This is a genomic window from Candidatus Pelagibacter sp. PS_40 (genome assembly GCF_059417765.1).
Genome location: NZ_CM182064.1, coordinates 865,172 through 882,593, shown reverse-complemented (window position 1 = coordinate 882,593; position 17,422 = coordinate 865,172). Strand labels below are relative to the sequence as shown.

The 17,422-nt window shown below is 31.9% G+C and carries 17 protein-coding genes; 11 read left to right on the top strand and 6 right to left on the bottom strand.

What is annotated here, in order from left to right; translation table 11 throughout:
• Positions 1-15: 15 nt before the first annotated feature.
• From AC5SLW_RS04735 to AC5SLW_RS04705, 7 genes are all read left to right on the top strand, one after another.
• The gene (locus AC5SLW_RS04735; protein WP_006997931.1) at positions 16-783 is read left to right on the top strand and encodes a pyrroline-5-carboxylate reductase; all 768 of its coding nucleotides are present in this window, start codon (positions 16-18) and stop codon (positions 781-783) included.
• Between the two features lie 5 nt (positions 784-788).
• Positions 789-1,583, top strand: a complete 795-nt coding sequence (locus AC5SLW_RS04730) for an ABC transporter ATP-binding protein (protein WP_006997932.1) — start codon at positions 789-791, stop codon at positions 1,581-1,583.
• A complete protein-coding gene (locus tag AC5SLW_RS04725; RefSeq protein WP_020169634.1) occupies positions 1,583-2,290 on the top strand; it encodes an ABC transporter ATP-binding protein in 708 nt (235 codons plus the stop codon). Before AC5SLW_RS04730 ends, AC5SLW_RS04725 begins: the two co-directional genes overlap by 1 nt.
• Before the next feature lies 1 nt (position 2,291).
• The gene (locus AC5SLW_RS04720; protein WP_415314739.1) at positions 2,292-3,302 is read left to right on the top strand and encodes a branched-chain amino acid ABC transporter permease; all 1,011 of its coding nucleotides are present in this window, start codon (positions 2,292-2,294) and stop codon (positions 3,300-3,302) included.
• Positions 3,303-3,337: 35 nt separating this feature from the next.
• Complete coding sequence (locus AC5SLW_RS04715; protein WP_006997935.1) at positions 3,338-4,669, top strand: branched-chain amino acid ABC transporter permease; 1,332 nt, start codon at positions 3,338-3,340, stop codon at positions 4,667-4,669.
• Positions 4,670-4,745: 76 nt separating this feature from the next.
• On the top strand, positions 4,746-5,909 hold the full coding sequence (locus tag AC5SLW_RS04710; protein ID WP_494574752.1) for an MFS transporter: 1,164 nt from the start codon (positions 4,746-4,748) through the stop codon (positions 5,907-5,909).
• Position 5,910: 1 nt separating this feature from the next.
• Positions 5,911-6,672 (top strand): sulfite exporter TauE/SafE family protein, encoded by a 762-nt coding sequence (locus AC5SLW_RS04705; RefSeq protein WP_494574750.1) that lies wholly within the window; start codon positions 5,911-5,913, stop codon positions 6,670-6,672.
• Between the two features lie 56 nt (positions 6,673-6,728).
• Here the strand turns inward: AC5SLW_RS04705 and AC5SLW_RS04700 are convergent, their stop codons facing one another.
• From AC5SLW_RS04700 to AC5SLW_RS04675, 6 genes are all read right to left on the bottom strand, one after another.
• Entirely contained in the window at positions 6,729-7,913 is a 1,185-nt protein-coding gene (locus tag AC5SLW_RS04700; RefSeq protein WP_006997938.1) for an ABC transporter substrate-binding protein, read from the bottom strand.
• A gap of 75 nt (positions 7,914-7,988) precedes the next feature.
• Positions 7,989-8,846 (bottom strand): DMT family transporter, encoded by an 858-nt coding sequence (locus AC5SLW_RS04695; RefSeq protein WP_494574748.1) that lies wholly within the window; start codon positions 8,844-8,846, stop codon positions 7,989-7,991.
• A 4-nt stretch (positions 8,847-8,850) separates the two neighbouring features.
• Positions 8,851-10,332 carry an aldehyde dehydrogenase gene (locus tag AC5SLW_RS04690; protein ID WP_006997940.1) on the bottom strand — a complete coding sequence of 494 codons (1,482 nt, stop codon included), beginning with the start codon at positions 10,330-10,332 and terminating at the stop codon, positions 8,851-8,853.
• Positions 10,333-11,115 carry an alpha/beta fold hydrolase gene (locus AC5SLW_RS04685; RefSeq protein ID WP_271563979.1) on the bottom strand — a complete coding sequence of 261 codons (783 nt, stop codon included), beginning with the start codon at positions 11,113-11,115 and terminating at the stop codon, positions 10,333-10,335.
• 4 nt (positions 11,116-11,119) lie between these two features.
• Positions 11,120-11,707 carry an amino acid synthesis family protein gene (locus tag AC5SLW_RS04680; RefSeq protein ID WP_006997942.1) on the bottom strand — a complete coding sequence of 196 codons (588 nt, stop codon included), beginning with the start codon at positions 11,705-11,707 and terminating at the stop codon, positions 11,120-11,122.
• On the bottom strand, positions 11,707-12,873 hold the full coding sequence (locus AC5SLW_RS04675; RefSeq protein WP_494574746.1) for an LLM class flavin-dependent oxidoreductase: 1,167 nt from the start codon (positions 12,871-12,873) through the stop codon (positions 11,707-11,709). Before AC5SLW_RS04675 ends, AC5SLW_RS04680 begins: the two co-directional genes overlap by 1 nt.
• Positions 12,874-13,040: 167 nt before the next feature.
• Here AC5SLW_RS04675 and AC5SLW_RS04670 point away from each other — a divergent pair, with 167 nt between their 5' ends.
• The 4 genes from AC5SLW_RS04670 to AC5SLW_RS04655 all read left to right on the top strand — a co-directional run bounded on the left by AC5SLW_RS04670 (position 13,041) and on the right by AC5SLW_RS04655 (position 17,357).
• Complete coding sequence (locus AC5SLW_RS04670) at positions 13,041-13,787, top strand: maleate cis-trans isomerase family protein (RefSeq protein WP_006997944.1); 747 nt, start codon at positions 13,041-13,043, stop codon at positions 13,785-13,787.
• The gene (locus tag AC5SLW_RS04665; protein WP_011282320.1) at positions 13,788-14,954 is read left to right on the top strand and encodes a M24 family metallopeptidase; all 1,167 of its coding nucleotides are present in this window, start codon (positions 13,788-13,790) and stop codon (positions 14,952-14,954) included. It begins immediately after the preceding gene.
• A 58-nt stretch (positions 14,955-15,012) separates the two neighbouring features.
• On the top strand, positions 15,013-16,101 hold the full coding sequence (locus tag AC5SLW_RS04660) for an ABC transporter ATP-binding protein (protein WP_018414312.1): 1,089 nt from the start codon (positions 15,013-15,015) through the stop codon (positions 16,099-16,101).
• A 134-nt stretch (positions 16,102-16,235) separates the two neighbouring features.
• Positions 16,236-17,357 carry an extracellular solute-binding protein gene (locus AC5SLW_RS04655; RefSeq protein WP_018414311.1) on the top strand — a complete coding sequence of 374 codons (1,122 nt, stop codon included), beginning with the start codon at positions 16,236-16,238 and terminating at the stop codon, positions 17,355-17,357.
• Positions 17,358-17,422 lie beyond the last annotated feature (65 nt).

Sequence of the window (17,422 nt, the reverse complement as noted above, 5' to 3'; positions counted from 1 at the left end):
AAAGTAACTATATTTATGAAATTAGGCTTTATAGGAACGGGTAAAATTACGTCGGCTGTCATCACTGGGATTTGTAGTTCTAGCATTTCATATAACAAAATAATCATCTCTCACAGAAATAAATCTACATCTAGTACTTTAAAAAAAAAATTTAAAAAGATAACTATTAGTAAAGATAACCAGGAAATTATTAATTCATGTGATTGGATATTTTTATCAGTAACTCCAACGGTAGGTGAAAAAATTATTAAAAATTTAAAGTTCAGATCAAATCAAACTATAATCAGTTTCATATCAACAATTACTTTAGCTCAACTTAAAAAAGCAATTAAAGTTAAAGCAAAAATTATAAGAGCTATACCATTACCGCCAATATCTTTAAAAAAAGGACCCGTTCCTATTTGTCCACCCAATAAAAAAGTAAAAGATTTTTTTAATAAAATTGGCACTACTGTTGAAATAAAAAATGAAAAGTCTTCAATCAATTTTTGGTCAACCTCTGGAATGATGGCACCATTTTATGAATTATTAAGAGTGATGACTGACTGGTTAGTTAAAAGAGGAGTTAAACGAAATAATGCTCAAAAATATATAACATCTTTATTTTTAGCATTATCAGAAGATGCGGTTGCAAACTCTAAAAAAGATTTAAAATATTTAGTAAAAGAGTCTCAAACACCTAAAGGATTAAATGAACAAGGTGTTAAAGAACTTACCAAAGCAGGTTTTTATAAATCTTTAGAAAAGACACTCAACAGTATACATAAAAGATTAAATAAATAAATTTCATGGATCAAGAACAGAATATTTTACAAATTGAAAATCTATCTAAATATTTTGGAGGGTTGGCAGCAGTTTCAGATTGTTCTTTAAAGATTAAAAAAGGATCTATTACAGGTATCATAGGACCCAACGGCTCTGGTAAAACTACCTTATTTAATTTAATTGCTGGCAATTTAAAATCTTCACAAGGAAAAGTATTATTTAATAATGAAGACGTGACAGATGTTCCTTCATATGAATTATTTTCTAAAGGAATTTTAAGAACTTTTCAAATAGCACATGAGTTTACTAATCTTTCAGTGCTTGAAAATTTAATGATGGTTCCTGCAAATCAGTCAGGTGAAAATTTAATGACAGCCTTACTGAAACCAAGTTTGGTTAGAACTGAAGAACTTAAAGTTAAACAAAAAGCTCAAGACGTAGTTGATTTTTTAAATCTGACGCATTTATCAAATGAATTAGCTGGCAACTTATCAGGGGGTCAAAAAAAATTATTAGAACTTGGAAGAACCATGATGGTTGATGCAAAACTAGTATTGCTTGATGAAGTAGGAGCGGGAGTTAATAGAACATTACTTAAAGATCTAGGGACTGCAATTCTTAAGTTAAATAAAGAAGAAGGTTATACATTCTGTATGATCGAGCACGACATGGAGTTTATAAGCAGATTATGTGACCCAGTTATTGTTATGGCAGAAGGTTCAGTTTTATTTGAAGGAACTGCTGAAGAAGCTAAAAAAGATGAAAAAGTTATAGAAAGCTATTTAGGTAGAGGATCAAAATTAAAGGATGAGAACTAATGGCTTTTTTTGAAGGTTTAAAAATGACGGGTGGCTATGGTACTGGACCTGATATCATCAATTCTTGTTCTGTTGATGTGAACAGAGGTGAAATAGTTTCAATTCTTGGACCTAATGGTGCTGGTAAATCAACAGCCATGAAAGCAATGCTAGGTCTTTTAAATTTAAAATCAGGCTCAGTAATAATTGATGGCAAAGATATTTCACAACTTTCACCACAAGATAGGGTGAGAGAGGGTATTTCATTTGTACCACAGACAAAAAATGTATTCTCTGGAATGAGTGTTGAAGAAAATTTAGAGATGGGAGCTTATTTAAGAGATGATAATTATCAAAATATTATAGAAGAAATTTATGAACTATTTCCAATACTTAGGGAAAAAAGAAATCAATTAGTTGGAGAATTATCAGGAGGTCAAAGACAACAAGTGGCTCTTGGAAGAGCATTAATGATAAAACCATCTGTGTTAATGTTAGATGAGCCTACTGCTGGAGTTTCTCCAATAGTAATGGATGAATTATTTGATCATATAATTAAAGTGAAAAGAACTAATGTTGCAATTTTAATGGTAGAACAAAATGCTAAACAAGCTCTTAATATTTCTGATCGAGGATATGTGTTAGTTACAGGTGAAAATAAATATTCAGGAACAGGACAAGAATTATTAAACGACCCAAGAGTAAGAAGCTCTTTTTTAGGCGGATAGTATGGAATTTTTAAACGCAATTATATTATTATTGAATTACATTTTTATGCCAGCACTTACGTATGGCTCACAACTAGCATTAGGTGCAATATTTGTAACTTTAATTTATGGAATTCTAAGATTTGCTAATTTTGCAACTGGAGACATGATGGCTTTTGGTACGATGGTCACCATATTATTCACTTGGTATTTTCAATCACTTGGAATTTCTTTAGGAGTTTTACCAACAGCATTACTTGCCATCCCTTTTGCAATTATTTTAACAATTGGGTACATGCTCTTAGTTGATAAATTTGTTTTTAGATATTATAGAGTAAGTAAAAGCCCTCCTGTTCAACTTGCAATGGTTAGTATTGGTGTAATGTTTGTAACTCAAGCTGTTGTTAGAATAATAATCGGTCCATCAGATCAGAGGTTTTTTGATGGAGAAAAATTTATTATCAAAGCAGGTGAGTTTAAAGAAATGACAGGACTTAATGAAGGTTTAGCAATTAAATCTAGTCAGGTATTAACTATATTTGTAACAATTGTATTGGTTTCTATTTTATTTTGGTTTTTAAACAAAACTAAGACAGGAAAAAGCATGCGTGCTTATTCTGATAATGAGGATTTAGCTTTATTGTCTGGAATTGATCCTAAAAGAGTAGTTATGATTACTTGGATTATTGCAGGAATTTTAGCGACAATTGGTGGAGCTTTATATGGATTGGACAAAAGTTTTAAGCCATTTACCTACTTTAATAACATGTTGCCAATTTTTGCTGCAGCAATTGTTGGAGGTATTGGAAACCCCTTTGGAGCATTTTTAGGAGGATATGTAATAGCATTTTCAGAAATATTCCTAACTTATGCTTATAAAAAATTCTTTATGTATGTTTTGCCAGCAAGCATGGAGCCAGAAACGTTAGTTCAGTTATTATCAACAGATTATAAATTTGCTGTCTCATTTTCTATACTGGTGATTGTCTTACTTTATAGACCTAATGGAATATTCAAAGGGAAGGTACTGTGAGAAAGCACTTAAATGTAATTATAGCTTACGCAATCATGTTGGGGCTTATTATTTTAGTTGGAATATTTCAATCTTGGAATGTAGCTCTATCAATTTTTAATATGTGTTTAATTTCTGCTGTAATGACTATGGGAGCAAATATTCAATGGGGGTATGCAGGGTTAATCAATTTTGGTCTAATGGGTTATGCGGCATTAGGTGGATTAGCTGCAGTTTTAATTTCTGTTGAACCTGTACAAGAAGCATGGGTTGCGGGAGGTTTTAGTATTCTAATGTCTTTATGGTTAATTGTTGCAATGGTCCTTGCAATACGTTTTGTATTAAAAAATTTTGAAAAATCTAAAATTAGAACTTATGGTATTGCTACAATTATTATTGCTGGAATTATAATTATAAGAGTTACATCAGAGACAAGTATTGAAGCTATTGAAAATGTTAACCCAGCAACAACAGGATTTCTTGGTGGATTAGGATTGCCAATTATGTTTTCTTGGATCGTAGGTGCATTTTTTGCAGCAGGTCTAGCATTTATAGTTGGTAAAGTTGCTTTAGGTTTACGTGCAGACTATTTAGCTATTGCCACACTATTAATATCAGAAATAGTTATAGCCATAATCAAGCATGAAGATTGGTTAACAAGAGGTGTTAAAAATGTAATTGGACTGGATCGACCAGTGCCTTATGAAATTGAACTCCAAACTAAAGAATGGTTTATAAATTTAGTTGCAAAATTTAATTCTGGGAAATTAGATTTAATCTCGAGTATTACTGATAAACAATCAGCTCTTAACCAATTAGTAATTGAGGGATCATCAGTTTTTGTAAAACTTTGTTATTCAGGTTTATTTTTAATTGTTGTTATAGCCTTGTTAATAGTAACTCAAAAAGCTCTTTACTCTCCATGGGGAAGAATGATGCGTGCGATAAGAGACAATGAAGAAGCTGCTAATGCAATGGGAAAAAATGTCGTCAAGCAACATTTATTAATCTTTATTTTAGGCTCAGCTATAGTTGGAATTGCTGGCGCTATGTTAGTCACTCAAGATGGTTTATTTACTCCAGGTAGTTACCAACCTATGAGATATACTTTTTTAATCTGGGTTATGGTTATTGTTGGAGGAAGTGGGAATAATTTTGGAGCAATTTTAGGAGGTTTTGCAGTCTGGTTTCTATGGATTGAGGCAGCGCCAATTGCATTATTCTTGATTAATTTATTTACAGCAGGTTTAGCAGATACACATTCATTAAAAATTCATTTAATTGAAAGCGTTCCATACTTTAGATATTTAATGATGGGGATGGGTCTTTTGTTGATCATGAGGTATCGACCTAAAGGTATACTTCCTGAAAAAATCGAAATAAAATAAACTTTATTATGAAATATATTTTATTAGGGATGGCTCTAGGTTTTGCTCTTTATCTTAGTGATAAATACATTTTTTAATGAATAAAAATTTATGGCTGCTAATTTTAAGTCAAATTTTTGCTTTTACAGCAGCACCCGTAACAGTTTTCTTAAGTGGAATAATTGGCTCTCAGTTTAGTCCAGTAAAATCTTTAGCAACTTTACCGATGGCTTTATCAATTGTTGGTATTGCAATTTTTGCAATCTTTGCAGCAAAGGTTATGAGTATAATTGGTCGAAGAGCAGGCTTTATGTTTGCTTCTGTAGTGAGCTCCTTATCATCTGTTCTAGCGGCGTACGCAATAATTATTGAAAGCTTTATCCTTTTTAATTTTTCATGTTTTTTACTTGGTGCAGGAGTAGCCTTTAGTCATCAATATCGTTTTGCAGCAGTTGAGACTGTTAAAAAAGATATGGCACCAAAAGCTATTTCAATAATATTATTAGCAGGAATAGGTTCGGCTTTTATAGGACCAAATGTTGCTAATATAACAAAAGGTTTTATAGCCGAACATTTATATGCCGGATCTTATATTGCGCTTGCTGCTTTAACTCTTACTTCAACAATTTTTCTATTATTTTATGAGGATGGACATAAACCCAATCATGTTAACAAGAAAATCAAACGTAGTTATTTGGAGTTAATTTCTCAACCAAAATTTCTACAAGCATTAGTGGCTTCGGCATTTGCTTATGCAGTGATGTCATTTTTAATGACTGCAACTCCAATAAGTATGCATGTAATGGAAAAAATAAGTTTAACTAAAACAGGTTTTGTAATTCAACTTCATATCGCAGCTATGTTTTTACCTTCATTGATAACAGGTAATTTGATAAAAAAATTTGGACATAGTAAAATTATGTACGCTGGTGTTGTTTTATTTTTTATAACAATTTTGACTAGTTTATTTGAGCAAAATTTTATTAATTATTTAATTGCATTAATATTTTTAGGATTTGGTTGGAACTTTTTATTTATATCTGGAACAAGTTTACTAGTTTTATCTTATAGAGAGGATGAAAAATTTAAAGCACAAGGCTTTAATGATTTAATTGTTTATTCAATTCAGGCAGTAGCAAGCTTATCGGCTGGAGTTTTTTTAACCTTAACAAGTTGGAAAACAATGAATTTAGTTTGTATAATATTTTTAGTAATAATTGTTTTATCAACATTAAGAGCAGACTTTAAAAAAAGGAAATAGAGTGGATTTTTTATCTAATCTTCAACTGAGTTTAATTGAAATCTATTTTGTAATATTTACCGTATTTATTGCATCTATTATAAGAGGTTTTAATGGCTTTGGCTTTTCTGCAATATGTATTTCTGGCTTTTCTTTTATTCTTCCAGCAATAGAGATAGTCCCAATTATTCTAATACTTGAGGTTATTATTAGTATTTTTATGGTTCCATATATATGGAACAAAATAGACTGGAATTTTGTTTTAAAATTATTGATAGGAATAATCATTGGGTCACCTATTGGGCTTTATTTATTGAAGTATTTATCTCCAGATACAACACACCTGTCAGTTTGCGCATTAGTTATATTTTTTTCATTTTTATTAATGAAAGGATATGAGAATAAAAAAATTAATAATAATTATGGAAAGCTTATTACTGGAATAGTCTCTGGAACATTAAATGGATTAACCACATTAGGTGGAATGCCTGTGGCACTTTTTTTATTAGTTACAAGTATTCAACCAGCAGTAATTAGAGGTTCATTAGCAGCCTTATTCTTTTTAACAGATATTTATGCATTTATTCTTAGTTTTTTTGCAGGAATTGTAGATCTGACAACTATTTATAGAACTATTCCACTGATTATTATTTTACCAATAGGTGTTTATATTGGTGATAAATTTTTTGTTAAAAGCAAAGAGAAAACTTATAGAAAAGTTGTTTTTTATTTTCTTATATTAATTTCGATATTTGGTTTTTTTAGGATTATTAGTAATTTTTAAATAAAAAAAACCCCCAGCAATTTTCACTGCTGAGGGTTTTAAAATTAAGATTTTAATTATCTTTGTTTTTTATTTTTGAATTTTCCACCTTTGATTTCTTTTTCTAGGAAAGAACCTTCAGCTTCACCTACGTTAGTAAAAGTAACACCAGTTGCACCTTCGTAGTCAACTTTTTTACCTTTAGCTAGTAAGTCTAAACCTTTTTTAAGTTCACCTGGGTAAATCTTAGTACCAGGGGCATTAGCAACATCCATTACATTTTTTGCAATAGAAGCTCTATCTGCTGATCCACCTGCTTGCATCGCAAGAACGATTAAAGCTGCTGCATCATAAGATTCACCAGTGTAAGGTCCAGATGAGTCGATACCCGCTGCTTTAGCAACAGAGGCAAAAGTACCTGCTGTTTTTTTATTCATTGAACCAGGAATTGAACCAAAAGATTTATTTAAATCTTTTCCAAAAGCTTCAGTTAATGAGTCACCGATCATACCATCAGATAAAATAAATTTATCAAATGCACCAGAGTCTAAAGAACCTTGAATAATTCCTTTTCCACCTTGGTCTAGGTAACCAATTACTGCTACGGCATCACCACCTGCTGAAGCTAAAGTTGCTACTTCAGATGAGTAATCTGCTTTACCATCTTCGTGTGCAGATACAGTTGTTACTTTAATACCATGAGCTTTTACAGCTGCTTCATAAACATCAGCCAAACCTTTTCCATAGTCATTGTTAGTGTAAGTAATTGCTACACTTTTGATTTTTCTGTCTTTAGTAATATCAGCTAAAATCTGACCACCTCTAGCATCAGATGGGGCTGTTCTAAAAAAGAAGCCTTTATCATCTAAAGCTGTAAGTCCTGGAGAAGTTGCTGAAGGTGAAATCATTACTACACCATTTGGTACAGCAACATTAGATGCAATAGCACCAGTTACACCTGAACAGTCAGCACCCATAATTGCTGCAACACCTTGTGCAATAACACCTTCTGCTGCTGCTGTTGCTGCTGCTGAATCAACACAAGTTGAATCTGCTCTTACTACTGAAATAGTTTCTCCACCTAATAGTGAACCTGAGTCAGAAGCTTCTTTAAATGCAAGCTCTGCAGATGCAGCCATAGCTGGTGTTAGAGATTCAATAGGACCAGTAAATCCTAAAATGATTCCCATTTTAACTTCTGCGAATGTATTCGTTGTAAAAGTAGAAACGAATATAAAAGCAGCAATAAATAGTTTTTTCATTATTTTCCTCTTTGATTGTTAACAATTTATAAAAATCAAATTAAAGACTATTTAAACGAATTTTCAATAGGAGAATTATCTAATTTTTTGAAGCCTATATACAGAAAATATTATAATTAAACCGCCAATCGCACTAAGTAGAGTTGGGATTTCTCCGAATATAAAGAACGTTAGGATTAGGCCAAATACTGGAAATAAAGAATAAAAGGGCATAATTTTATTTACTGAATAAAATTTATATAAATAAAATAATGAGGTGTGTGCAATTACAGAAACCATCACCCCATTATGGAGTAATAAAAGCCAAGTATAAAAATCAATATTTAGTAATTGATAAACTGTGTTTCCTTCAAAAAAAATGGAAAAAAGAAAAAGCAGTATAAAACCAGTAAAGCCCATAACTGTGTTGGTTAATTTAACATCTATATCTTTAATATATCTAGAAAACACATTCGCAAGACCATAGAAAAAAGCAGAAATTGCACAAAGAAAAATTGCAAAAATTTCACTTTTTAAATTTGGATCATAACCAATTAAAAAAATTCCAAAAAAAGAAATAAATATTAATACCCACATTTTAGGAGTTACCTTTTCACCTAAAAATAAAGAGCTTGCAAGAATTGCAAAGGGTATTGCTAGTTGAGCTCCAATAATTATAGGAGCAACCATAGTTGCTTTTTGCAGAGATAAATTTAAAAAAATAAAAACACCAAAGCCCATTGAAAAAGAAAAACCTGCTAAAGGCAGATAGTATTTTTTGTTTGGGATTTTAAATTTACAAAAAGGAACAAGACAAACAAAAAGTATAAACATTCTCAATGAGGCTGCCAATACAGGGGTGAGGGATGTGTTTAATGCAAGTTTATTAATTGGATAAGAACTACCAAAAAGAAACATGATAAATAAAACTAAAAAATAATGTCTGACAGTCAAAAAATTAACCCATTGTAAATGGATCAGTCATTGGTTTATCCGATGAATTTAACCATGTGGTTTTTATTCTTGTGTATTCTTTAATTGACTCAATTCCTGCTTCTTTTCCATATCCACTATCTTTAATTCCTCCAAACGGGGCCATGGGTGAAATTAACCTATAAGTATTTACAAAAGTAATTCCAGCTCTAATTGCTTTTGATACTCTCAAACCTCTTCCGAAGTTTGAGGTATAAACTCCAGAAGATAAGCCATATTTATTATCATTCATTAATTTAATCACATCCTCTTCTGTTTCAAATTTCATAACAGATAAAACTGGACCAAATAATTCATTCTCTGCTGTAGGCAAATTATGATTTTCACACTCAATAATTGTAGCTGGAAAATAATAAGCTTTACTAGATATATTGGACCTTTTTCCACCGCATCTAATTTTTCCACCTTGCTCAATTGTAGCTTTGATATTTTTTTCTATATTTTCTAGTTGTTTATAACTATTTAAAGGTCCCATTTGAGTTTCATTATCCATAGGAGCTCCTAATTTTATTTTTTCAGCCTTAGCTATTAGCTTATTTAAAAAGTCATCATAAATTTTAGATTGAATGTAAAGTCGTGATCCTGCAATACAGCTTTGACCACTTGCACCAAAGATACCAGCAGTAATTCCATTTAGTGCGTTCTCTTGTTCGGCATCATCGAATACGACAACAGGACTTTTTCCACCAAGTTCTAAGCTTACTTGCGATAAATTTTCTGCAGAATTTTTAACAATATGTTTTGCAGTTTCAGGACCACCTGTAAAAGCAATTCTTTCTACAAGGTCATGTGTAGTTAGAGCTTTACCACAAGGCTCACCTAGACCAGTAATTATATTTACAACACCTTTGGGTATACCTGATTTTTCAACTAGTTTTGCAAACTCTAATAATGTTACAGGCGCTAGTTCAGAAGCTTTTATTACAACAGTATTACCCATTGCTAATGCGGGTGCTAGTTTTACCGCAGTTAATAACATTTGGGAGTTCCAAGGAATTATCGCAGCAACAACACCAATAGGTATTCTAGTAGTTGTTACTTGCATGTCTGGTTTATCAATTGGTACAACTGTTCCTTCAACTTTATCGGCTAGTCCTGCAAAATAATCATAATACTCAGCAATATAGTTAGCTTGTGTTTTTGTTTCTCTAAAAATTTTTCCTGTATCAATTGTTTCTATAGTTCCTAGATGTTCAGCATTTTGTCTTAATTGATCTGCAAGAGACCTTAAGTATTTAGCTCTTTCTCTTGGGTGTAAATTTGACCAAGATTTTTCAAAAGCATTTTGTGCGGCCTTAACTGCTTTATCTACATCCTTCTCGTTAGCTTCAGGAACAGTTGCCCAAACTTCGTTGTTTTCTGGGTTTACAGTTTCTATTGTTTTTCCAGACTCTGAATTAACCCACAGTCCATTTATATACATTTTAAAGTTTTGAATTTTTGTCATTTATCTATTAATAAAATTTTTAAGATTGATATTAACATCATCTGCACACTCTATACTACAAAGATGTTTTCCATTATTTATCTCAATAAAACTTGAGTTTATTAAATCTTCACATAAAGATTTTGACATCTCGACAGTAGATCCTGAATCATTTGAACCTGTCATCACAAGGGTCCTAGTTTTAATATTTTTAATTATATCTGTATTGTCCTCATGATAAGCAAATAATTTGTAAGCTTTTAAAAAATTTAAATGATCTTTTTTATTTTTTGTCAAAATTTTTATAAATTGATTATAAGTTTCTGGATGGTCATTTAAGTATTGATCAGTAAACCATCTTTTTAGAGCTTGTTTTGAAATAGGTTTGTTTAATTTAGCCTGTTCAAATCTTTCTATAACCAAAGACCTTTGTTCTGAAGTTCTTTTATATGTTGTACCCATTACAACAAGGCTGTTTAGTTTGTCTTGAAATTTAGAGGCAAAATTTAGTGCAATTAAAGAACCTAAAGAAAAACCAACAAGATTAATCTTATCCACTTTTAAATATTCTAATATCGATTTTAGTTGGTTTGAAAAATCATTTAATGTTACATCTTCTTTATTGAGAATAGTTTTTCCATGCCCTAATAAATCATATGTAATTATTGAATATTCTTTAAAAGCTTCAATTTGAGGTTCCCACATCTGCTGATCAAGTCCGACACCATGAATAAAAACTACAGGAACTGTATTTTTATCATTAAATGAATAATAATTTTGATTTGGATCAAAATTTTGAAACATTAATTTATTTGGGATCTATTCCCATTTCTTTCATGTCTTGATAACGATCACCCGTTCTAGCATGAGCTCTACCTGTGGAGGCTCCACCAATTGCTATAACAATTTCATCATCAAAAGGAGCATCATGAATCGTAAATTCATGAGTTAAATAATAAGGCCTTAGACCTGAATCTGTTTTATGCATCATTGGAATAGACATTTTGGATCCAGCTGGACCTCTGGTATTGGTAAAGCTTAAATAAGATGTTCCCCCAACCGCATCTCTAAATTTATTTCCAAATCTTAAAGTGTGAATAAATGCTGAGGCATGCTCAATTTCACCATCAAGTCCGACCGTACCAGCTTTTCCATACGCCAAAATTTTTTCAGGTGATCCAATCTCCTTTATTAACTCTGGAACTAAAATATCACCTAATTTAGGTGCTAAATCTAAAATAATTGGTTTTAAATCTTCAACAAAGCCTTTTCCATGCCATGGATTTTTAAATACAGCTGCAACAGAAACCATCAAAACAGGCTCTTTAGCTTCCTTACCACCTTCGATAAAAGTTTTATCTACAAATTTTGTAAACTTTCTAAGCTCTAATTTCATTAACTTGCCTTTTCGATACTTGAATTGTCTAAATTAATCTTTGGTATAACCTCATCATTAAACAGTTTTAAACTTCTCATGCAAGCCTCATGATCTATTCCAGGAAAATTAGACCAAACTTGAAGATTTTGTAAATTTAATTCTGATTTTAATTCATTTATTTTATTAACAACATATTCTGGTGTTCCAAATAATAAATTTCTTTTATGTAAAAAATCATAATTAAGTAAGTCTAATTTATGTTTTGTTTCTGGTAGTTCTTCTCCTGGATCCATATGATTACCCAAACCTCTCCAATGACAAACCCATTTCATATAATTGATAATATGCTCACCAGCCATTTTTTCAGCTTCTTCCATAGTTTCAGCAACAAACATATCTCTAACTAAAGATATACCTTCTCCAAGCGGCACTTCTCTATTTTCAGTTTTTGATTTTGCATCTCTATAAATTTCAAACCTTTTCTTTAATGCTTTAACTGTAGGTATCCACATTATTGTATTTAAGCCATTCTGTGCCGCCCATTCAATTGAACGTGCACCATCCACAACTTGCCATATTGGCGGATGTGGCTCTTGTTTTGGTTTTGGTACAACGCTAATTTTTTTAATTTCATTTGTTTTTGTATCTAAAAATTTTTCACTAGGTGGACTCATGTCATGTTGCCAAGTAAAATTTGGTGATGGATAAGTGTAAAACTCACCCTGGTGACTAAAAAATTCTTCTGTCCAAGCTTTTTTCATTATGGTTAATGACTCATCAAACAACCTAAAATTTTTTGCCTGATCTTTTAAGTCAGCTTCTTTATTCATATTGATAGCTTCTCTTCCATAAATTCCTCTTCCAATACCAACATCAACTCTTCCTCCAGACAATTGATCTAGCAAAGCAATGTCTTCAGCTAGACGGATAGGATTATGAAATGTAATTACATTACAAGCTTGACCTATTCTTATTTGTTTTGTTCTGGCGGCCGCATCCACACCCATCATTAAAGGATTTGTACAAGATTCCATTCCTTCATGATTAAAGTGATGTTCGGTATACCAAATAGAGTCCCAATTATTTTCATCACAGTAAATAGTGATCTCTTGGGTTTCTTTTAATAGTTGATTGTATGGTTTATGATTCCAATTAGTAGTGTTACAAAAATATCCAAATTTCATTCAAACCCCCTTAAATAGTTAAATTTAAAGACGACTGATCCCACTTTCGTATTCTTTAGTACCGTTTAAACCTTAGTTAACGACGAGTTATGTACGCTTTTGTTAAACTTTATTTTAACTAGACTCCTTATTCAATATATATTTAATCCAAATATTACAGGTAATTTATGAAATTAAACAAGGTTGAGCCAAAATATATTTCAAAATCGAACCCAAGAATTGGTCTTATAACGCTTGGTAGCGATTTTAGAATTGAAAAGGATTTTAATAATGTGATCTATGGAAGAGATGTAGATCTGTATGTTAATCGAATACATTGTTACAATCCCTTGACCAACGAAACGTTAGCTAAAATGGCAGATGATATTACCGATGTCACTAAAGATATTTTACCAGATCAAAAAATAGATTGTGTTGCTTATGGATGTACATCAGGAACAATTGCAGCAGGTTATGATGTGATTGAAAAAAATGTGAAGTTAGCCAAGCCTGAAGCAAAAGTTACCACCCCAATTACATCTGCTATTAAGGCTTTAAAAGCTTTTAACATTAACAAAGTATCGGTTTTTACCCCTTATACAAAAAGTATAAACGACTCAGTTATAAATTATTTTAATAAAGAAAATATTGCAGTTAATGGATTAACATATTTTGATATTGAGTCTGATTTAGATATTGGAAAAGTAGATGAAGAATATTTATTTGAAGTTTTGTCAAAAATTAATTTAGAAGAAAGTGAGGCATTATTTGTGTCTTGTACGGCATTACCAGTATTATCGATAATCGATAAGCTTGAAAAAAAAATGAATAAAGTCATTTTATCTAGCAATCAAACATTAATTTGGGAAAGTCTAAATGCTATTGGCTATAAAAATAGTATTGAAGGTTTTGGAAAACTATTTAAATTTAACTAAATGAATTTTACAAAAGAAGAATACAAAAATAGATTAAAGAAGGTTCAAAAATCAATGCAAGATAAAGGCATTGATGTATTAATCTCTCAGGATCCATCGAACATGAATTATTTAACAGGTTATGATGCTTGGTCATTCTATTATGCCCAATGTGTCATAGTTCATATTAATGCAGATGAGCCCTTATGTTTTGTTAGAGACCAAGATGCTGGTGGAGCATATATTAAAACTTATTTGAAAGATGAAAATATTATAAAGTATGGTGAAAAATATATTCATAATTGGCCGCTTCACCCTTATGAAGCTTTAACAGATATTATTAAAGAAAGAAAATGGGATAAACTTTCTATTGGAGTTGAAATGGACAGTCATTATTTTACTGCCTACTGTTATGAAAAAATAAAATCAGGTTTACCCAATGCAAAAATTTCAGATTGTGAAAGATTAGTCAACTGGGTTAGAGTTGTAAAATCAGATACTGAAATTAATTTAATGAAAGCTGCATCATTAATAGTTCAAACAGGAATGAAGAAAGCTTTTGAAGTAATCAATCCTGGGGTAAGACAATGTGATGCTGTATCAGAAATACAAGCGGCTCTAATAAAGGGAACTCCTGAGTTTGGTGGAGATTATGCGTCTATTGTTCCAATGCTTCCAACTGGCAAAGGTACATCAGCATCTCATTTAACATGGACAGAAGATAAATTTGTAGAGGGCGAAGCAACAATTATTGAACTTTCAGGTTCTCATAAAAAATACCATTGTCCTATGGCAAGAACAGTGCTTCTTGGAAAAGCTGACCAACTTAAAATTGATACAATGAAAAAAACAAACGAAGCCTTGCAGGCAGGTATTGATGCTATCAAACCAGGAAAAACTGCAGATGATGTGGCTCAGGCATTTTGGAAGGTTCTTGATAAGTACGGTATAGAGAAAACCTCTCGTACTGGATATTCTATCGGAATTGGTTACCCACCTGATTGGGGGGAACACACTTTAAATATATCAAAAGGAGATATGACAATTTTAGAGCCAAATATTACTTTTCATATGATTGCTGTTATGCAATTTGGAAATTGGGGAGTTGAAGCTTCTGAAGCAATAAGAGTTACGGATCAAGGAAGTGAGCTATTTTGTAATTTTTCAAAAGATCTTCACATTAAATAATTAAAATAAAAAAACTTGATAAATAAGCTCACAAATGTTTTAAATCCATTTAGAAAATATGACTAAAAACAAAGAATTTGTAAAATTTGACAATGTAGACAAGAGCTATGATGGCAAAGTATTGGTCGTTAAAGGATTAAATCTAGACATTGAAGAAGGTGAATTTGTAACTATGCTAGGACCCTCTGGTTCTGGTAAAACAACTTGTCTTATGATGCTGGCTGGTTTTGAAACACCAACTCATGGAGAAATTTATTTAGATGGTAAGGTTATTTCAAATATTCCACCTCACAAAAGAGGAATAGGAATGGTATTCCAGAACTATGCTTTATTTCCACACATGACTGTTTATGAAAATTTAGCTTTTCCATTAAGAGTTAGAAAAATTCCAAAAGATGAAGCTGATAAAAAAATAGATAAAGCTTTATCCATGGTTTCACTTCATGGTTTTGAAGCAAGAATGCCGATGCAATTATCAGGTGGACAACAACAGCGTGTTGCTGTTGCAAGATCATTAGTTTTTGATCCACAAGTGGTATTAATGGATGAACCACTTGGAGCATTAGATAAAAATTTAAGAGAAAGCATGCAATATGAAATTAAACATATTCACGAAAGTATTGGTGTAACAGTTGTGTATGTTACACACGATCAAACGGAAGCATTAACAATGTCAAACCGTATTGCAGTTTTCAATGATGGTAAAGTTCAGCAACTATCAAGTCCTGATGAATTGTATGAAAAACCAGTTAATTCGTTTGTTGCTGAGTTCATTGGAGAAAATAATAAATTTTCAGGTCAAGTTTTAGATATTTCAGGAGATAAATGTAAAGTTAAATTAGAAAATGGCACAGAAATTTTAGCAAATCCAGTTGCTGTTAAAGCAAAAGGGGATAAGACTAAAGTTTCACTAAGACCCGAAAGAGCAATTATAGATCCTACAGATAAAATGGATAATAATCATAAAGGTAAAATTGAAGAAATAATTTATCACGGTGATCACACTAGACTAAGAGTTGATTTGTTGGGAAATAAAGAATTCATTCTTAAAGTACCAAATAGCACTGCAAGATTAGATCTAAAAAAAGGTAATATGCTTAATATTGGTTGGAACAGTATTGATTGCAGAGCTTTAGATCCAAAATAATCTTAAAAAAATCCCTAAAAAACTTAAATAAAATAAAGGCAAATTAGCCATAATTGGCTGTTGACTAAAGTATCCTATATTGTTTTACTTTCACTTTATAAAATAACAAACGTTAACGTTAAATAGGAGAGAAAATGAAAAAATTAAGTAAATTATTACTTGCTCTATCTTTTGTACTTTCTATCACGACTTCAGCATTTGCAGTTACTGTAGTGTCTTGGGGTGGTGCTTATACTGAAAGTCAAAAATTAGGGTATGGTGATCCTACTGCTGCTAAATTAGGTATACCTGTAAACTGGGTAGACTACACAGGTGGATTATCAGAGATTAAAGCTCAAAAAGAAGCTGGAAAAATCACTTGGGACATCATCGATGTTTACGCAAAAGACACTATCGTTGGATGTGACGAAGGAATTTTCCATGAATTCGATTTTGATAAAGACTTTGCACCTGCTCCAGATGGAACACCTGCAAGTCAGGACTTCTTTACAAGCATGCCTTCAAAATGTGCAGTTGGAAACATTCTGTACTCTTGGAACTATGCTTATAACGATGCAACAATCGGTGCTAAAAAGCCTACTACTTTAAAAGACTTTTTTAACACTGCTAAATTTCCTGGAAAAAGAGCAATTTACAAAGGTGCAATGTCTAACTTAGAGATTGCTATCACTGCAGACGGTGTAAACCCTGGTAAAGGTTCTGACTTAACTTACAGAAAACTTGATGCTGACGGTGGTATTGATAGAGCTATGAATAAACTTAAAGCTTTATGTACTGATCCAAATGGTGGATGTGTATTCTGGAATGCTGGAGCTCAACCGCCTGAATTACTTGCTAACGGTGAAGTAGTAATGGCAACTGGTTGGAACGGTAGATTCTTTAATGCGCAAATGGAAGGAACTCCACTTGTACAAGTATGGGATGGACAAATTCTTGACTATGAATATTTTGCATTAGTTAAAGATGGTCCAGGTTATGCTGACGGTAGCGCTATGAAAGTACTTAGAGAAATGACTAGCTCAGAAGGTTTAGCTGGAAGTGCTAAGTATATTGCATACGCACCTTGGAGAAAATCTTCAATTGCTGTTATGGAAGCTGGAGAGCCTTGGTTTAAAGATGGTAAAACAAGTATGGTACCACATATGCCAACAGCACCTGCTAACACAAAAAGATACATTCTTATGAACCCTGATTTCTGGGCAGATAACCAAGATGAAATCGGTGAAAAATGGGAAGCAATGAAAGCTGGTCTATAATTTAGTTTTATAGATTAAGTTTTTGTTATAAAATATTAGGGCGGTTATAAAATAACCGCCCTTTT